Genomic DNA, 16,976 nt, shown 5'->3' with positions numbered 1-16,976 from the left:
CGATTTCTTTCACGATATGTCCGCCGGCCTCAAGTGTCATAACTAACCAGATAATGATGAAGTTCCGTGTTATAACAGCCGATACTGTGCTCAATTAATCTGCCTTCTTCGTCGAAGGAGTTACGAAGGCGCTTGAGCAGATGCGTTCCCGGGGGGATTTTCAGTAGTTGGCATACCTCAGGAGCTGCCGGCTCTACAAAGAAACGGTCTTTGAAGCTCTCCAGCAAAATGTCGTTCTCCTCCAGTGAATCATACAGCGATTGGATGTCTGCATTCATTGCTTCCTTGCCTCCGCCGGGCAATGCAGCTGCTGCCAAGAAGTGTATCAGATGAATATAAGGTTGTCCGTTAAGAATATAGAGCCTTTCAATCCGCTGGCAGTACGGCCCGTAGAGACCATATTGCTCCGTTCCGGCATCATTGGTCAGTAACCGGGAATTCAGAACTTTCTTTTCAAGCTTATGGCCCTCTTCTACGAGAAGTTCCGTAAACCGTTTGCCCTTTGAGAGCTTCTGATGAGAGGTATTGCGCATCACTATCGTTCCAACACCGCTTTTCTTCTGCACGTAGCCTTCCTGGGACAGCTCTTGGACCGCACCGCGGACTGTCATTTTACTGACCCCGAATTCCTTTTCGAGCTGTGGTTCGGAGGGAATGATGCTTCCGAGAGGATATACACCATGTAGAATCCGATCTTTGAGAATTTTTTGGATTTGCTGATATAAAGGACCTTGCTTGCGCTTTAGGGACACTCACTGTTCACTACCTTTCAACATCTGAGGTATGGTCCGACAGCGCCCGAAGCACCTCATTCTCGGTAAAAAGCGCTGTATCACCTTGTGTGGTATGGGCCAGCATCGCTGCCGCCACTGCCATATTAACCGTATGTTCCTGTGGATATTGCTGCAATTCCCCATGGATGATGGCGCTGGCAAACACATCGCCGGCACCAATCCGGTCGTACACCGGGAATGTTAGCTTGCGGGAAAATACGAACGTACCTTGATGATAGATATATCCTGTCAAGGAATGCGTATGGTCCGCGTTAATCTCACGGTGGGTTCCTGCTACCGTTCCGATTCCGAAGCGCTGTGCAACTTCAGGAATCGCTTGCTTCATCTGTGTTATTCTATCATATTCTCCGGTTCCAATGCCAAGAATACCCATCGCATCCTTCTCATTCATTAGCACCAGATCTGCCAGCCCCAGCAGTTCCTCATAATGCGGGCGGGCCTTGACATAACCATCCGTTCCCCATAACGCAGGACGGTAATTACAATCAAATACAACCTTGCCCCCAGCACTCTTCATTTCCTCAGCAAGCCGTTTCATCTGCTTGCGCACGCCATCATTCATAGCCAGCGTAATGCCACACAAATGAAGAACGTCGATCCGGGAGGCAAGATCTTTCATATCATAATTGGCCGCATCCGCCGTATTGAAACTGCTGCCCAGCCGGTCTGTGTAAGTGACTCTGCCTGGACGTGCTCCAAAGCCATTCTCCAGAAAATACATCCCAAGGTGTCTACCGCCGTGTCTAATAAGAGAGGTATCCACCCCAAGCTTGCGCAGATAAGCGATAGCCGCTTCGCCCACCGGAGTTTCCGGCAAGGTCGTAATAAGAGCGCCATTATGGCCGTATCTGGCTAATGCTGCCGTTACATTCACCCCGCTGCCGGAAAAAGAATACTCCAGCCTGCTGCTCTGGACCAGCGTTTCGTAGCCCGGAACCTGCAGCCGCATCATCACTTCGCCAAAAGCAGCAACCCTAGGCATACCGATCCACCAACGATTTCATTGTTTCCAGCAGTCTGTGGACATCCTGTACGTTCGTACTCCCGGTCTGTGAATCAATAATTGAAGAATAGACATGTGGTATAACCTGAGGTACACCTGCCTGTAGTGCAATCTCTAGAATGGGTCCAAAGTTATCCAGATCAATTCCGCCAGTGGGCTCCAGAGCAAAATTCGCTTCCCCACAAGCCTTGGCAACCGCACGGTACTCCTCCTCCAAATTCAATCCCTGCATCGGATAATATTTGAGCGCGTTCCCTCCCATGTCACGAACCAGTGCAATCGCGGCATGAACCGGAACAATGGCCTGCGGAGTGGTTACTGAACTAACAGGGCCAGTCGATATATTTACATAGCCTGGCTGCCCGCACGGAGATACCAGGCAGTTAATCCAACTATCTTTAGGTCCCAGATTGGCACGGGTTGCCCCCACTGCCGGGAATACCTGATTGATATGGCTTCCCGGGTAGCTCGCGGCAATCTCGGCCACAACTGCAGCCTGACGGCTGTCTCCAGCCCCAAGTCCGATGGATACGGCTTCTTGAATAGCCTGACCATATTCAGTCATGGCAACTACGGCTTCCTCCGACGTAGCATAATTTTTGGAGAGCACACCCACAAGTACATAACCTTCCGCAGCCTCGTATACATCTCTTGCGTTCCCGATACTTCCTGCCAGTACATTAATTGCCGCCCTATTCTTATACAGACACTGCTGAATATGACTCATTCTGGTTTGCCTCCCACGATTTCATGTATTCTGCTGACGATGACCTGCAAATCATCCCCTTGCAGCGACCTTGGATCAATATCGAAATACCCCTGATTGACGCCATAGTCTCGGGTATATACCGCAATTACACCTTCACGAAGCTGGTCATTCACTTTCTTCGCATCCACCCCAGCAAGAGAGGAATCAATCTGTACACGTCCTCGGAAAATCGATCTGCCGGCTTCATCCTGCACGATGCGGACTGAAACACCAGGAAGTCCACCAAGTGGCTGAAGAGCCTCCAGCGTTTGCTTCTCTCGTTCACTATTGTCCGCTTTGTCCTGGTATTCCTCCAGAGCTTGAAGTAACCCAAAAATGGTCTCTTTGCCAACCTTCATGCTGCGGCCAATCCCGTGCAGCTGTACCTGTAACCACTCCACATATTTCTTTTTGCCGGCGACAATGCCGGAAGTAGGGCCTTCAATAGCTTTTGACCCGCTGAAAATGACCAGATCCGAAAATTGGATATATTTGCGCAGATCCTCTTCCGCTGCCGCATCCACAATCAGCGGCACCCCTCTACGCTGTGCAACCTCCCAAGCCTCTTCCACCGAAATCATGTTTTTCTGAACAGTATGATGCGATTTAACATAAAGAATGGCTGCAGTGTGTTCACCGATCGCCTGATCGATATGCTCCTTGCGGCCTTCATTCGCATATCCGACTTCCACTACCCGGCCGCCACCAAGGAATATCATGGTTTCAACTGGCGCTCCATATTGCACATTATGTCCCTTGAGCATAATAATTTCATTATTCAATATCGGCTCCTGGTGCAGACGAAGGCTTAGACGCGGATCTCCGGCGGTCACAATGGCTGCAACCGACAACGCAATACCGCTGGATGCAGAGTTCACCACAACTGCGCTTTCCGAACCAAGTAACTGTGTAATATATTCTCCGGATTTGTTCACAAGTTCCGCAATTTCCACGTACCGCTGTCCGCCCTGTTTCATCGCATCCATGACTGAATCCGTTGGTGCAGAAACGCCAAGGATGCTCATTCTTCCACTGGCATTAATAACACGCTTCAATCCATATTTAGCCTGTAATGAGTGACCCATTAGCAAAGACTCCTTTAACCTCAATATAGTGTTGCGTGACCCGGACATCTCCTTCCGAGTCCTCAAGTTGCTTTTCTCCTGCTTCCAGGGAAAACAAAGTCAGGTTTGCTGGCTGTCCCACCCTGATCTTCCCGAGCTCCGGCTTACCGAGCCACTCCGCTGGACTTCTTGTAACCGCGCGAATGACCTCTTCCAGACTGTAGCCGAGGTACAGAAATTTCGTCAGCACATTCGCCATACTGTATACCGGACCATTCATACGGTTGCCTCGGTAAATGTCCGTACTGATTGTATTTAGTGCAATGCCTGCAGCCTTGGCCTGTTCTGCAATCCGGAAGGAGAAGCTCGCTGTTCCATGCCCCACATCCAGATGAACTCCCCGAGCAGCCGCATCCAGTAATTCTTGCAGCGGTGTGCCGTCCGGATGAAACAGATTGTTGGACTTTCCGTTAAGGTAATGGGTGATTACATCGCCCGAATGTAGTAACTCCAGCACATCCGAGATCGCGGGCGGAGCAGAACCGATGTGAACCATGAGCGGTAGCTTCGTTTCTTCCGAGAGTGTGCGTGCGAGCTTGAGCGGTTGTATACCGCTGTCTTTGACAACACTTTCGCTGATGCGGGCTTTCAGACCAACAATGAAATCAGGATAAGCCGCTACCGCCTCCAGGACCTTGGCCCGGTCGATCCATTCCAGCTGCGACAGTTCATCCGTCCGTTCGAGCCCGATCCTTGAAATATTCAACAGAGCAAATACTTGTGTAGCAGCCTGTAGTCTTGCGGTATAGAAAGCTCCAATTCGGTCTGCACCGCAGCTTCCGGCATCTACAAGCGTTGTTACCCCCTGCTTCACACCAATTTCGTCGATATCATCGCCATAGGGATCAAGGTCCTGGACGGCATGTACATGCAGATCAATCCACCCACTGGACGCATATAACCCTGAACAATCCAACTCAATTTCTCCTTCAGCCTGGCCTGGCGGTGACATGGCGGTGATGATCCCGTCCTGAATGGCGATATCCATGATCCGCCCGTCAACAAGCTGCAAATTGCGCAGCACATTCTCTGTGCCCACTCATCCCATCTCCTTTTTCAACCCCGGTATACAGGCAAATTTCAAAAATGATTCATGACATGAGATCTGTATTTCCAAATCGTTAAAATAAGCCTGATGAGCTACTTCATTTCAAAGATTATAATGTTATAATGTTTATACTAGCACAAGTGTAATCCAGAAGAGAACAGTGATTTTAATCCGAATATCTTAACATTGGAGGACTGCTTCATGGCAAATTCGGCACTCAAGCCATCCTTGCTCGACAGATTCAGGCTCAGCTGGAATCATTTCAAATCAAGGCTTCTGCTGAAATATGCCTTTTCTTACATTCTCATATTTCTTATCCCTCTGACAGGTGTAACTATTTTTATATATGAAAACGCTGTCAAGGGATTGCGTGTTGAGATTGAACAAGCAAATGTCAATCAGCTTAACCAGGTGAAGAGCACGATAGATAACCGGATGAATGAACTTCAGGAAATAGCGGGGAGAATCGCCTATGACAAACACTTGACACCTTATATGGTACAACATCCCTATTACAGCTTGGAGGCGATTCAGGCGCTGGCCAATTACAAAGCCAGCAGCAGTATTGCAGAGGATCTGCTTCTCTATTTCCATAACGATTCCCACATCTATTCGCACCGCGGTTTGGCTAATCTTGATGTCACCTTTGCTAGCCTCTATCAGTTCGAGCATTGGAGTCTGGAAGATTTGCGGCAGGATTTGAATGAAACCAGGCAGCCCCTGGTCCGTCCCGCTGAGAACGTGAAGGTTAATTCCCGAATGGAGCCGATGCTCGTCATGCTTGTGCCCGTCAAACCTAACGACCCGTTTCCATATGGTACCGTTGTATATTTAATGAAAGAATCCAATCTTACCGGGGTTATGGATTCGATTTTGAGTGATTTTTCGGGAAGTAGCTATATATTCAGTCCCTCCGGAGAGGTGTTGACCGCGAACAGCCATGGCATCAGCCTTCCACAGGACGAAATTGAGAACTTAGCTACACTTGCGCCTGGTATCCATAATTTGAAGATGGACGGAGAACAATACTCCGTTGTTTCTGTTCAATCGGAAGAAAATGGCTGGACCTATGTAACCACCATGCCAAGCTTCCAGTTCTTCAGCCGTGTCGCCCATGTCCAGACTCTGATCCTGATTGTCTTCTGCATTACTGTCATTACCGGTATAGCTGCTGCGCTGCTGCTAGCCAAACGGCAGTACCATCCAATCAGAGATTTGATGGACAAGATGAGAGGCAACGGCGATGATGCTTCCAAGCTCCACAATGAATGGGAATGGATACGACAGACCCTACACAATTACAGTGCGAAAATTGATTTTCAGGAGCCCTTCGTCCGTAATCAGTGCATGCTGCTGTTACTCAAGCAAGGCAAGCCGGATGATCCGGAGATCGAACAAATGATTCTGAACGCCGGATTCCGGCATCCTCAAGGACAAGGCCTCTATTTCTCGGCTATATTGTCTTGGGATGATACTTTGCCTGGCGACAAGTGCTGGCAGGAACGCCTTCTGTTGCAGGATATACTTAGCAATGTATGTCTTCCAGGTACCGGTGCTCAGATCTTCGGCGTAGAATTCTCGGTCAAAGACCAGTTTGCTCTGATAATTTCACTTCCCGGTGATGTGGAGAAGCCGATTCAAAACCAATTGGAAGAGGTAATTGAAGCCATTCTATTGGTAATCCGCGAGCATTCGCAGCTATCTCTGAGTATCGGTGTCGGCACGGCATACGGGGACTTGGCCCGTCTTAATCAATCCTTCATTGAAGCTGCTACAGCTCTGGAGCATCGGATCATCCAACACAGCGGTCAGGTAACTTATTTCGAGCAGCTTGCAGAGCTGAACCCTTCTACTTCCGAGAGCTTCTGGATTCCACGCAAATCCATGCTGAAACTGGAGCAGAGCCTTAAGCAGGGCAACGAATCGGTAACCGTGCAACTGATTACCGAAACCATTCATACGATCAAAAATGAGCCATTACAGGTTCATCTACTGCGCTGCATCTGTTTCGATCTGCTGAACGCTTTTCTACGCACCGCCTCCGAGCTTGGTATGAACGAGGTGTTCGCCAATATGTCAGAACTGACTGCCTTTGAAACACTTGAAGATCTGGAGAGTCGTTTGCTCTGTCTTGCTGCTGACATTTGCGCGCAGGTGGAGCTGAATACGAAGACAAGCGAGTCTACATTAATGGATGATATTCTGGTTTACGTGGATCAACAGTTTGCAGACTACACACTCAGCCTAGAGCATGTGGCACTTAAGTTTGCCATTTCAACTTCTTATTTAAGCCGGAGCTTCAAAGAGAAGACCGGCCGCAATTTCTCACAATATATCTGGCAGCGGCGTGTAGATGAAGTCATGCGGCTGCTGGAGAATACTAGCGCACCGCTCAAAGAAATTATCGAACAGGTCGGTTACATGGATGCGCCAAATTTCATCCGCAAATTCAAAAAAGAAATCGGTTTAACGCCAGGGCAGTATCGCAAGGAACATGCCTCGAGAGGAGCTACTATTAAAAGACCTGTTTAAATTGGCGGAGCTTCCGCACCCTCTGTACTACATTCTTATATTTGAAGATATCGCTTCATTTATGGTTTATTTAGCTACTGCCCTTCCTGGAGGATGTGTTCTACCAACTCACCCAGCGGAACAGTTGCAAGGGCAATCGCCGTATCTGTTACCCCATAATAGATATAGAGCAGTCCATCTTTGACCACATTTCCGGTTGGGAAGATGACATTTGGAATCTGGAACCCAAATTTCTCATAATACGTCTCTGGCTCCATAATAAAATGATGTGTCCGGGCAATGATTTTCTCGGGCTGCTCCAAATCCAGCAGCATGGCCCCCACACGGTAGACAATGTCTTCATCAACGCCATGATAGAGTACCAGCCAACCCTTGTCCGTACGGATCGGGGGCGTAGAGCCCCCAATCTTACGCGATTCCCAGGAGAGGTTCTGGGCGGTAGCAAGCAGCTTGGGCTCTTCCCAGTTCACGAGATCATCGGAGTAGGTAATCCACATGGCCGCCTTATCCGTACCGTAGGCTTCCCCTACATATTCCTCAGGGCGGCGCAACAGTACGAATTTGCCACCTATTTTCTCAGGGAACAGAATGTTGTCCCGGTCATTAATCTCAAGAGGTGTCGTGTCCGCCACATACTCCCAATCCAGCAGATTATCTGATTTCAAAATGGAGGACCGGGTTAGCCAATGTCCCGCCTCGTCCCCCCACCCATCCGGATATTCCGGAATAGAGCGAAGGGGGACGCCTGCCCCGGTAGGGTAATAACTCATGGCACAGGGACGAAGGGCGTAGTTCAGATAGAAGGTTCCGTCAATTTTGACAATCCGCGGGTCCTGCACACTACCATAAGGGAATCCCAGCATGTCTGGCGTCACAATGGGTTCATCCTTCACGTGGGTAAAGTTCACCCCGTCTTCACTCTCTAGCAGACCCAAATAATTTTTGCATGGAGTTAGGGAACCAGCAGTGCGCTCAATCATATAAAATTTACCGTTATCGATGATGACCGCAGGGTTGAAAACCGTAACCTTACGCCATTCATAGTCGCCCGGGACAACAATGGGATTATTCGGATGTCTCGTGATTTGCATGTCTATTCCTCCTGCATCTGCATGAATATTCAGGGATGCGTTGCAACCTTATATCTCACCTTTTATTTTTACAGCAACTTTCTTCGCATGGACCTGATTAGTTGGATTTCCAACGATCATAGGCAGCCTGATTGATTTCAACCATACGCTCTCCGCCCATTTTTTTGACGGTCGCCACATAATTGTCCCAACCCGTAAGCGGCTCGGCTCCAGTGATGAATTTCGCCTCCATCTGATTCACATATGTCTTCAAATCAGAATTCAGGCCACTGATTTCGGTCTGCTCTTCCACCGTAAGGAACAGTGTGGGATACGGAATCCGTGCGCCTTTATCGAGAAGCTTCTGCTTGGTCTCCTGCTCTACCCAGAGGTCAAAGTCTGTCTTCAGCCCCTTATTAATATCATCCATGGACAGGGTAGGAGCGGGAATGCCGTAGTTAGGTGTCAGCGTTGCCCGATAATCTTCCATTTCCTTACCATCGGGTACCGGCAAGTAACGTTTGACCCGGTTATCTTTGTCAGTGTACTCCCAGAGAGTGCCCTCTGGACCTTTATTGAAGAACATGGCACCTTCATACGAATAGAGATAATCCACCCAGCGCATAGAGGCTTCCGGCGCAGGATTACTCTGCGTGATAGCAAAGGCGCCGCTTGTAATCCCCCTATTCTTTGCAATCGCTGGAGCAGCAACTGATTCACTGTGAACAGGTGCAAACATCGGATCCGCCGTCGAAGGTTCTCCACCTTTGCTCATGTAGGCATGCCAGTCCGAAAAGAGGGCGATTTGATTGTTCTGTGCTTTGGCCTTCTTTTGCTCCGCTGTTTGTGAGAAGCTCTCATGATCCAGCAGATCTTCAGACCACAGGCGGTTCATATAAGTCAAATACTCCTTGTAACCTTCTTCAAGTGGTGTATAATGCACCTTGTCCGCATCATCCACATAAATTTCTTCTTCATAAATGCCGAAGGCACCAAGCAGCCATGTACGGATATCGCGGAGGTTCGCAGCGGGTGTTGTCACCGAGGAAATCGGAATTTCATCGGCTATGCCATTGCCGTTGGGATCTTCCTCTTTCACACGCTTCAGATAGGTATACAACTCCTCTGTCGTTTCAGGGAGTTTATCGATATTCAGCGCCTTTAGAAAGTCCCCGTTATACCACATCGGATTGCGGTACCAGTGCTGGCTAAGTTCTACTACTGGCAAGGAATAGATATGCCCGTCCGGTGCAGTTATCGATTTGCGGACATCCGGATTCTCCTCCAACAGCGCCTTGAAATTCGGAGCATACTTTTCAATCAGACCCTCCAGTGGAATGAGGATACCCTGCTCTCCGTAATTCATCTGCTCTGCAGTTGTCAAACCGGCAGCATAGAGGATATCCGGGTAATCTCCACTGGCGAGCACCAGATTTTTCTTCGTTTCGAAGCTATCCTTCGGTGCGTTCTTGTATTCCAGCTTAATACCGGTCTTCTCTTGCATCTGCTGAAGCACAGCCATGTTCTCCCAGTTCTGAATCCCTACATCTGGCGCCATAAGCGACAAAGTAACGGGTTCGTTAACAATCGGGAAACCTTCATTGTTCACAGCGACTTTTCCGAGATTGTTGTTCGCTTCACCTTCGTTTGAACTGCTGCAGCCTGCCAGTAATGTAATAACTAGAGCCGAAGATAACAGAAGCTTCCATGACTTGCGTGTGGTTGGCATTTATAATTCCTCCCTTGATTTCATCACATTTTAGCTGTTTAACCTTTAACAGAGCCTATCATGACCCCTTGGACAAAATAACGCTGCAGGAACGGATAAATTGCCACGATAGGCAGTGTGGAGACAACAATGACTCCATATTTAATCAGGGATGCCGTTTCTGCCTTATTATTCATGGCGGTGGCCACCTCGCCGTTGATGGAAGAGCCCGTCGTTTCCGCTGTCATTTCCTGAAGAACAAGGATCTGACGCAGAACCATCTGCAGCGGATACTTCGCTTCATCATTTAAATAGATCAGGGACGGGAAGTAGCTGTTCCAGTGGCTGACCCCATAGAACAGGGCCATAACGGCTACAATCGGTGCCGACAGCGGTAGAACAATGCGAATGAACAGCTTTAGATTCGTACAGCCGTCAATATGCGCTGCTTCCTGAAGTTCTTTCGGAATGGTCGTCTGAAAAAAAGTGCGGGCCACGACGATATTCCAGACCGAAGCGGCCACCGGCAGGACCAATGCCCACATGCTGTTCATGAGTCCAAGATTTTTGACCAGCAGATATGTCGGCACGATTCCGCCGCTGAAGAACATCGTGAACAGAATGAGGCCCATGAACAACTGGCGCCCGACAAAATCAGATCTGCTGAGCGCATACGAGGCCGGCAGAGTGACGGCGAGATTGAGCAGAGTGCCCACCACTGTGTAGATAATGGTGTTCCAGTAACCACTCCATATCTTTGGGTTCTCAAACACAAGCTTGTATCCGTCCAGTGTTACATTTTTCGGGAACAACCACATCGCTCCCGAATTGACGTCCTGCGGCGAACTGATTGAAGCGCTGAGAATATAGATGAGCGGATAGAGAACAACCAGCATTGCCAGACCCAGATAAATATAAGTGCTGATCAGAAAAAGCTTGTCCCCCCGAGATTCTTTCATCGCAGTAACCAAAGACTTCAACTCCTTTCTACCAGAGGCTGTTCTCGCTGGTGCGTTTGGCGATCTGGTTGACCGTAACAAGCAAAATAACGTTGACTACCGAGTTGAACAATCCGACAGCTGTTGAGAAGCTATACTGGGCGTTCACCAAACCGGCGCGGTATACATAGGTGGAAATTACATCGGATGCTTCCATATTGAGTGAATTCTGCAGCAGCAGAATCTTCTCGAAACCAAGACCCAGTATATTACCCATATTCAAGATCAGCATGATCGTAATCGTGGGTAATATCGTCGGCAGATTGATATGCAGCACCCGTTTAATTCGGCTTGCTCCATCCATAATGGCTGCTTCATGGAGCTGGGGATCTACGCCTGACAAGGCTGCGAGATAAATAATGGTTCCCCACCCGGTGCTCTGCCAGACGCCGGAAAATACATACACCGTCTTAAACCATGCGGGATCAGTCAGAAACTGTGCTGGTTCAAGACCAATGAATTCGATGAACCGGACAATCATTCCGCTTGAGGGTGATAAAAAGGTAATGATCATACCTGCCATGACAACTACAGAAATGAAATGGGGTGCATAGGTGACCGTCTGGACCGATTTCTTGAAAGGGCCGTTGCGGACTTCATTGAAGGCCAGCGCCAATATGATAGGCAACGGAAATCCGATGGCAAGTTCATAGAAGCTGATACTGAATGTGTTCCAGAGCAGATCCCAGAAAAAATAAGAATTGAAGAACCGTTCAAAATGGTCAAAACCAACCCACTCGCTGCCTGTAATTCCTTTTGAAGGTACGAAATTCTTAAAAGCAATCTGAATGCCGTACATCGGGCCATAATGAAAAACAAGGAAGTACAACAACGCGGGAAGCATGAACAGATAAAGCTCCCAGTTTTTCCAAATTCTCTTGCCAAGGGAGTTCTTCTTCAATGAAGGATTTACGGATACTACTGTGTGACTCTCCTTCACTTTCTCACTCCTTTCTATGTCTTTCATTACCTACGGTTATGTTACTGCTTTGCATTCTTGCTGACTCCATTTTGGTAACGCTTACAATTCGAAGTATAGTGAAACGAAGATGACACGGTAAATATGTAGGTTCTGCATTGTCACGATAGGGTGTGTAAAACCGCGCTACTGCGGTACTTTTCGTTCAGCCCTGATGTGGATGGTTGCAGATGGAGCAAGGCTGTAAATATGTGAATTACGAACCTCCTCCACGTTGCAAAAGAAACATATTGTGATCACCGAGCAAGAATTCAAACGTTTGTTATGAGTAACTGATCAATACTTTGATAAAAAAAGCTGTTGCGGAGGACGTTACGTCACAATCTACAATGAAAAAAATGTGATAAAGGAGTTTTCATGATGTCTGAGACCCATACAAAGGAACATTACAAAATACTGCTGATCGCATTACTAACGCAATCAGCTTTTCTATTTATTGGATTTATTTTTATTGTTTTTTTTAAGTGGGGAGGAATATTACCATTTATAGCTTCCCTATTCATACCAAACGAGATTAGTGTATTATCCGCAATCATCATCGGTCTTATTTTTAGTTTATTTATTACTACGATTGTTCTAATTACATTTATCAAAACAAGAACAGAACTCCCTAAAACCGAAGGGTCAGATATGATTAAAAAAATAATGATTCAACCAAGTGGTATAGCTTTAACGGCGATAGGTGGTATATTTGAAGAATTCTTTTTTAGAGGGGTCCTGATCGGATTATTTATTGGATATTCTTTGTTCCTGGATTGGCTCGTCATTCTAATAAGCACTTTTCTATTTTGGATAATACATGTTCCTCAATATAGAGGAGCTACAGGTGTCCTTATCGTTGTGTTTGTGAATGGTTTGATTTTTGCACTGCTCTTTTATTTTACCGGGTCGTTAATTCCCCCAATCCTTGCGCATGTCATTTATAATATTTCTATTGGAATTATTCTGGCACGAAAATACAAGAACTGATTATTTGAAAAGAGGGACGTTAGATGCAATTAACAGTGAGTAAATTTGCAAAGCTGGCGGGCACAACAGTTCGTACGTTAAGACATTATCGACAACTTGGCATATTGGTTCCCTCACAAAAGAACGAAAATGATCATCATGTATATATAAATGAGGATTTTAAAAGGCTGCATGAAATTCAATTGTTGCAAACTCTAGGACTTTCATTAAACGAGATTAAAGCCGGTTTGGATAATCCGCAATATTCTTTTGATGAAATAATTAAAGTTCAAGAACAATCGCTTAAACATAGGAGAAAAGCTATTGATTGTTCTTTGGCATTAATTAAACGAATAAAATGGTTAAAGGAAAAAGATCAATTCAATGAATTAAACTCAGAATTACTCATGTTACTTATGAACTCGATGCGTGTTGAGGAGGACCAAAAGAAGCTACTTCAAAAGTATGTTTCTACGGATATTATTGAAAAGGTGTTCCCAGAGGATATCTCTAAGCAAACTTACTTGGATGAACAATTATTCAATTTGGTATTGCTTGTCCATCGAGCTACCCTACACGATCTTAAACCAGATCATCCTTCCATACAGCAACAGTTGAAGGATATCATTACAAATACCCAATTAAATCACCTGATTCTCAATGACGAAGAAAAGAATGAAGAACTTTATAAAACGTAAAACCCTATTAGTCGTTGATCCCTAAGCATACCATGGATTTTTTGACAGAGGCATTTGAGGTATTAAATACGAAGAAGAAATCTTCTCTATAGGATCTTGATAACTACTAATACAACTCTGGAAGTCATTGCATCATTCATGAGAAAAACCACTCCTTTCACCCAGCCTAAACATCTCAAGTTTACCGGAAGGCTCTTGGCGGTTCTCGCTACGGATAGGAGGTTTAAACCTAAGAGACGGTTCGACAAACGCAAATGGAACGAAGCAGAAAACACTCTGCTTCGTTCCGTTTAAACAATCGGTATGGCAAGTTTTCCTCCCCTTCATTGAATAGAAAAAACTTCTTTTTTCAACAATTCTTCTGGCGTCTGCCCTATCACATCACTGTGAAAATAATCGCGTATAACACCGTCTTGAAGATAGTTAGCGATCGACACCATAATCATTCCTTGATCCAGTGCCAGATAAGCTTTTGCGAGTTCTCCCGTTTCAACATTGACTGAGTCATAGAACCCATACTTGCCAAACATTTTGAATTTCTTTAAAGCTTTAATATTCTTTCGAACAGCTTCAGGGGCATAATCCAGGGCAAGGAATGTTGCGTGTGCTGTAACCGTTGCTCCATCTTTATAACCTGAGGTCCCTAACGGCGTTGCTGCAAACTCACTGTAACCTGTCGGAGTTGCAGAAGGTGAAAAGCCCCATGCTGCATACCCTTTTTCTTTGGCATATTCGATCTGCAATTCAACATGACGCTGATTGTTCAATCCCAAAGCTTGAGTACCCAGGTCTTTTTCCTTTATAACCATACCGGGCATAAGAGCTTCAAACATACTGCCTCCCCAACTTGGCACGAACTTTTTATCCTTGTATACATAACTTCCTTCAAACACATCCACTCCATCGTACTTAACGGATTTGCCTTGAGGAATCTGAGCTTGCCAATCCCATTCTTGAGGTAATGTGCGATACATCTTCCACCAATGCTCTTGGGGAACATCACCTTTCCCAATGGCAATATAGCTGCCTACACGTGGTTCCGTGTAAAACATTCCATAATGGTGATCCGTCAGTGCGCCTTTAGCCACATCATAGCCTCCACGGAATTGGCCGACTTCAGGATCATATAACGGAGTATAATTCATATTTTCGACCAACTCGCTTGTTGCCCCATGAAGTTCTTCATAGGCTTGCCCAACAACAATTAAACCAGCGGATAACCAGCCATTATCGACTTGGGATATAAATTGTCCCCAATCTTTCTTCACTGTACCGTCATCTGTGTTATACCAGTTATAAAATAAGCCGTTCCACTTTTCTAACTTTTCTAGGGAATTGATAGTCGTTTGCAGGCGATGTACTGCTTCTTTCTTCGAAATGATACCCAATTGTTGCGCTGAAACGGTGCTCATCATATACATGGCGATGTTCGTGGGCGAGGTACGTTTAGCTTCTTCTGTCCCTTTTTCAGTGAGCCGAACTTCATCGTAAGTCAAGCCAGTGTTCTGATCCGTATAGTCCTCAAAAAATGTATAGGTCTTATATGCAATCGCTTTCAATTCTGCTCGAAATCCAATTAAATTGCTTGAGTCACCTGCTGAGGCCATAGGAGTTAAAGATAAGTTAGCGAACAGACAAAAAGTTAAAATGAAGCTGAATATTTTTGCTTTTTTCATGATGTTCTCCCTTCAAATGGATTCGAAACGTTTCGTGTATATGTTATCATAAATTTCCCATTTCCGTAAACAAGAAAATAAAACGCTTACAAATTCTGATTATCATAAGAATAATATATTAATATAAATTCGAAACGTTTCATTAAGTAAGCCAATCTCAATTTCATTGAAACTGAGTTGCTCTGGTTCAGGATGGGGATGGGTGAGATAATATCAAAGCACATACATGATATTTGTTGCCACGGTTATAACATAATTTGGTATTTTACCATTAAGACTTTATCACACACTATCGTACTTTTTTTCATATGATATTTTTCCTATATTAACATGTTCGTAATAGTAAAGAACCTCTTCCGTATGATCATAGGAAAGAGGTTCATGGAATTCTCGTGCATACTCCATCTAATTCAGGATATCCTCTATAGCTGTAGCTGGATTTAACATGAACTCTTCATATGTAGCTATCGTTCCGTGCTCTTGATGTTCAATGTCTGCATATCCAATCATTTTTTTGCTCGGATTCCAGACTATCAGGATATGTGAATATTGATCGATGTCCGAAGAAATACGCAGTAACTTATGTCTGCCCATTTTCATCTCCACCGTATCGATCAGATGAAAGAATTCTATATATCGGATGCCTGATTCACAATCTTGCAAGTCTATTCTTCGGAGTCCACTAGTTAGAAAATCAATAAGTTGCTGCGGAAGTTTAAATGACTTTAATGCTTGCAATTTGTTGCTCATATCATGAAATTCTTGAGGTTCATGCCCCTTTAGATATTCAGCCATTTCTTCATTTTTCTGACTCACTGCAATTGTGTACGCTCGCTCTCCATCCTTCTCCTGAATGGTCACATCTGCTCCCTGGTCCACCAGATATCGAACCATCTTCATGTTATTAAGTCTTGCAGCTACCGTGAGAGGTGTCGCCTTATACGGGTATACCATATCCGGTTCATTGTAATTGACGTCCAATCCTTGATCCAGCAAGTACTGAATTGTCTTCATATCGTGATCAGCTACCGCTTTGCGCAACGTTTTGCCTCCATATTTACGAATATCCAACCCCAGTTCATTCAGCACGGTTATATTCTTTTTGTTACCATAGTAGGCTTCATCATATGCACTGGATTTGACCCGATTAAGGCCATTTAACTTTGCACCGTGTTGGTACAGGTATCGCACCATTTCTTCTCCACAGTATCTAACTGCCTTCAGGATCGCCGGATTATTTTTGACATTCAGATTAACTCCATGCTCGAACAACAACTTAACCACTTCCAGTTGATTGCAGATTAAGGCAAGGTCTAACGGCGTTAATGCTATGTATTTGCTGAGTGTGATCTCTTCTTCGAGACCCATGCCCTGCTTAATGAATTGTTCTACAGCACCGGTATCTCCCTCATATATTGCCCTAGCTTGATCAGGAAGCGTTTCGAACGATCCTTGATTTCCGATTTTGAACAAAGGTGCACCCTCCTACTACTAATCAATTTTATATTTAGTTGAATTTATGAATGGGATATAATATAAAATAGTATTATTATAACCTATCACTAATTTAAGAGAATTGTCGAATTCTCATATTAGAAATATAAATTTTCATTTAAATATTTTTAAAAAAATACATATTCTAGGAGAATA

The 16,976-nt window shown here is 45.5% G+C and carries 14 protein-coding genes; 3 read left to right on the top strand and 11 right to left on the bottom strand.

Annotated features, from left to right (window positions below):
• Positions 1–29: 29 nt before the first annotated feature.
• Genes IFU39_RS01745 through IFU39_RS01725 form a run of 5 tightly spaced genes read right to left on the bottom strand, consistent with a single transcriptional unit; the run spans position 30 to position 4,657 of the window.
• A complete protein-coding gene (locus IFU39_RS01745) occupies positions 30–752 on the bottom strand; it encodes a GntR family transcriptional regulator (protein ID WP_105599293.1) in 723 nt (240 codons plus the stop codon).
• Positions 753–762: 10 nt separating this feature from the next.
• Complete coding sequence (locus IFU39_RS01740; protein ID WP_091017798.1) at positions 763–1,776, bottom strand: sugar kinase; 1,014 nt, start codon at positions 1,774–1,776, stop codon at positions 763–765.
• Complete coding sequence (gene dagF, locus IFU39_RS01735) at positions 1,769–2,524, bottom strand: 2-dehydro-3-deoxy-phosphogluconate aldolase (protein WP_105599294.1); 756 nt, start codon at positions 2,522–2,524, stop codon at positions 1,769–1,771. The genes IFU39_RS01740 and dagF overlap by 8 nt, the downstream gene beginning before the upstream one ends.
• Positions 2,521–3,630 (bottom strand): DgaE family pyridoxal phosphate-dependent ammonia lyase, encoded by a 1,110-nt coding sequence (locus IFU39_RS01730; RefSeq protein ID WP_105599295.1) that lies wholly within the window; start codon positions 3,628–3,630, stop codon positions 2,521–2,523. The genes dagF and IFU39_RS01730 overlap by 4 nt, the downstream gene beginning before the upstream one ends.
• Positions 3,608–4,657: an amidohydrolase/deacetylase family metallohydrolase gene (locus tag IFU39_RS01725; RefSeq protein ID WP_197997680.1), complete on the bottom strand. Its 1,050-nt coding sequence runs from the start codon at positions 4,655–4,657 to the stop codon at positions 3,608–3,610. The genes IFU39_RS01730 and IFU39_RS01725 overlap by 23 nt, the downstream gene beginning before the upstream one ends.
• Positions 4,658–4,918: 261 nt before the next feature.
• Between IFU39_RS01725 and IFU39_RS01720 the strand changes: the two genes are divergently transcribed.
• A complete protein-coding gene (locus tag IFU39_RS01720; RefSeq protein ID WP_105599296.1) occupies positions 4,919–7,249 on the top strand; it encodes a helix-turn-helix domain-containing protein in 2,331 nt (776 codons plus the stop codon).
• A gap of 74 nt (positions 7,250–7,323) precedes the next feature.
• Here IFU39_RS01720 and IFU39_RS01715 read toward each other — a convergent pair whose 3' ends face one another.
• The 4 genes from IFU39_RS01715 to IFU39_RS01700 form a co-directional block, all read right to left on the bottom strand.
• Positions 7,324–8,340 carry a glycoside hydrolase family 130 protein gene (locus IFU39_RS01715; protein ID WP_105599297.1) on the bottom strand — a complete coding sequence of 339 codons (1,017 nt, stop codon included), beginning with the start codon at positions 8,338–8,340 and terminating at the stop codon, positions 7,324–7,326.
• Between the two features lie 97 nt (positions 8,341–8,437).
• On the bottom strand, positions 8,438–10,048 hold the full coding sequence (locus IFU39_RS01710; RefSeq protein ID WP_105599298.1) for an extracellular solute-binding protein: 1,611 nt from the start codon (positions 10,046–10,048) through the stop codon (positions 8,438–8,440).
• Between the two features lie 38 nt (positions 10,049–10,086).
• A complete protein-coding gene (locus IFU39_RS01705; RefSeq protein WP_091017811.1) occupies positions 10,087–10,998 on the bottom strand; it encodes a carbohydrate ABC transporter permease in 912 nt (303 codons plus the stop codon).
• A 16-nt stretch (positions 10,999–11,014) separates the two neighbouring features.
• Positions 11,015–11,992 (bottom strand): ABC transporter permease, encoded by a 978-nt coding sequence (locus IFU39_RS01700; RefSeq protein WP_105599299.1) that lies wholly within the window; start codon positions 11,990–11,992, stop codon positions 11,015–11,017.
• A gap of 372 nt (positions 11,993–12,364) precedes the next feature.
• Here IFU39_RS01700 and IFU39_RS01695 point away from each other — a divergent pair, with 372 nt between their 5' ends.
• A complete protein-coding gene (locus IFU39_RS01695) occupies positions 12,365–12,973 on the top strand; it encodes a CPBP family intramembrane glutamic endopeptidase (protein WP_181155467.1) in 609 nt (202 codons plus the stop codon).
• Between the two features lie 23 nt (positions 12,974–12,996).
• Positions 12,997–13,650 carry a MerR family transcriptional regulator gene (locus IFU39_RS01690; RefSeq protein ID WP_105599301.1) on the top strand — a complete coding sequence of 218 codons (654 nt, stop codon included), beginning with the start codon at positions 12,997–12,999 and terminating at the stop codon, positions 13,648–13,650.
• 323 nt (positions 13,651–13,973) lie between these two features.
• Here IFU39_RS01690 and IFU39_RS01685 read toward each other — a convergent pair whose 3' ends face one another.
• The gene (locus tag IFU39_RS01685; RefSeq protein WP_105599302.1) at positions 13,974–15,326 is read right to left on the bottom strand and encodes a glucoamylase family protein; all 1,353 of its coding nucleotides are present in this window, start codon (positions 15,324–15,326) and stop codon (positions 13,974–13,976) included.
• A 405-nt stretch (positions 15,327–15,731) separates the two neighbouring features.
• A complete protein-coding gene (locus IFU39_RS01680; RefSeq protein ID WP_105599303.1) occupies positions 15,732–16,799 on the bottom strand; it encodes an ankyrin repeat domain-containing protein in 1,068 nt (355 codons plus the stop codon).
• Positions 16,800–16,976: the final 177 nt, after the last annotated feature.

Origin of the sequence: Paenibacillus sp. CFBP 13594 (assembly GCF_014842675.1) — a bacterium.
GTDB lineage: Bacteria > Bacillota > Bacilli > Paenibacillales > Paenibacillaceae > Paenibacillus > Paenibacillus amylolyticus_B.
This window is presented reverse-complemented; position numbering and strand designations above follow the sequence as displayed.

Excerpts from the sequence above, each read along its gene's own strand:
- IFU39_RS01740 (WP_091017798.1), bottom strand. The coding sequence starts at position 1,776 with ATGCCTAGGGTTGCTGCTTTTGGCGAAGTGATGATGCGGCTGCAGGTT.
- IFU39_RS01720 (WP_105599296.1), top strand. The coding sequence starts at position 4,919 with ATGGCAAATTCGGCACTCAAGCCATCCTTGCTCGACAGATTCAGGCTC.
- IFU39_RS01690 (WP_105599301.1), top strand. The coding sequence starts at position 12,997 with ATGCAATTAACAGTGAGTAAATTTGCAAAGCTGGCGGGCACAACAGTT.
- IFU39_RS01710 (WP_105599298.1), bottom strand. The coding sequence starts at position 10,048 with ATGCCAACCACACGCAAGTCATGGAAGCTTCTGTTATCTTCGGCTCTA.
- IFU39_RS01700 (WP_105599299.1), bottom strand. The coding sequence starts at position 11,992 with ATGAAAGACATAGAAAGGAGTGAGAAAGTGAAGGAGAGTCACACAGTA.
- IFU39_RS01685 (WP_105599302.1), bottom strand. The coding sequence starts at position 15,326 with ATGAAAAAAGCAAAAATATTCAGCTTCATTTTAACTTTTTGTCTGTTC.
- IFU39_RS01695 (WP_181155467.1), top strand. The coding sequence starts at position 12,365 with ATGTCTGAGACCCATACAAAGGAACATTACAAAATACTGCTGATCGCA.
- dagF (WP_105599294.1), bottom strand. The coding sequence starts at position 2,524 with ATGAGTCATATTCAGCAGTGTCTGTATAAGAATAGGGCGGCAATTAAT.
- IFU39_RS01730 (WP_105599295.1), bottom strand. The coding sequence starts at position 3,630 with ATGGGTCACTCATTACAGGCTAAATATGGATTGAAGCGTGTTATTAAT.
- IFU39_RS01725 (WP_197997680.1), bottom strand. The coding sequence starts at position 4,657 with ATGGATATCGCCATTCAGGACGGGATCATCACCGCCATGTCACCGCCA.
- IFU39_RS01715 (WP_105599297.1), bottom strand. The coding sequence starts at position 8,340 with ATGCAAATCACGAGACATCCGAATAATCCCATTGTTGTCCCGGGCGAC.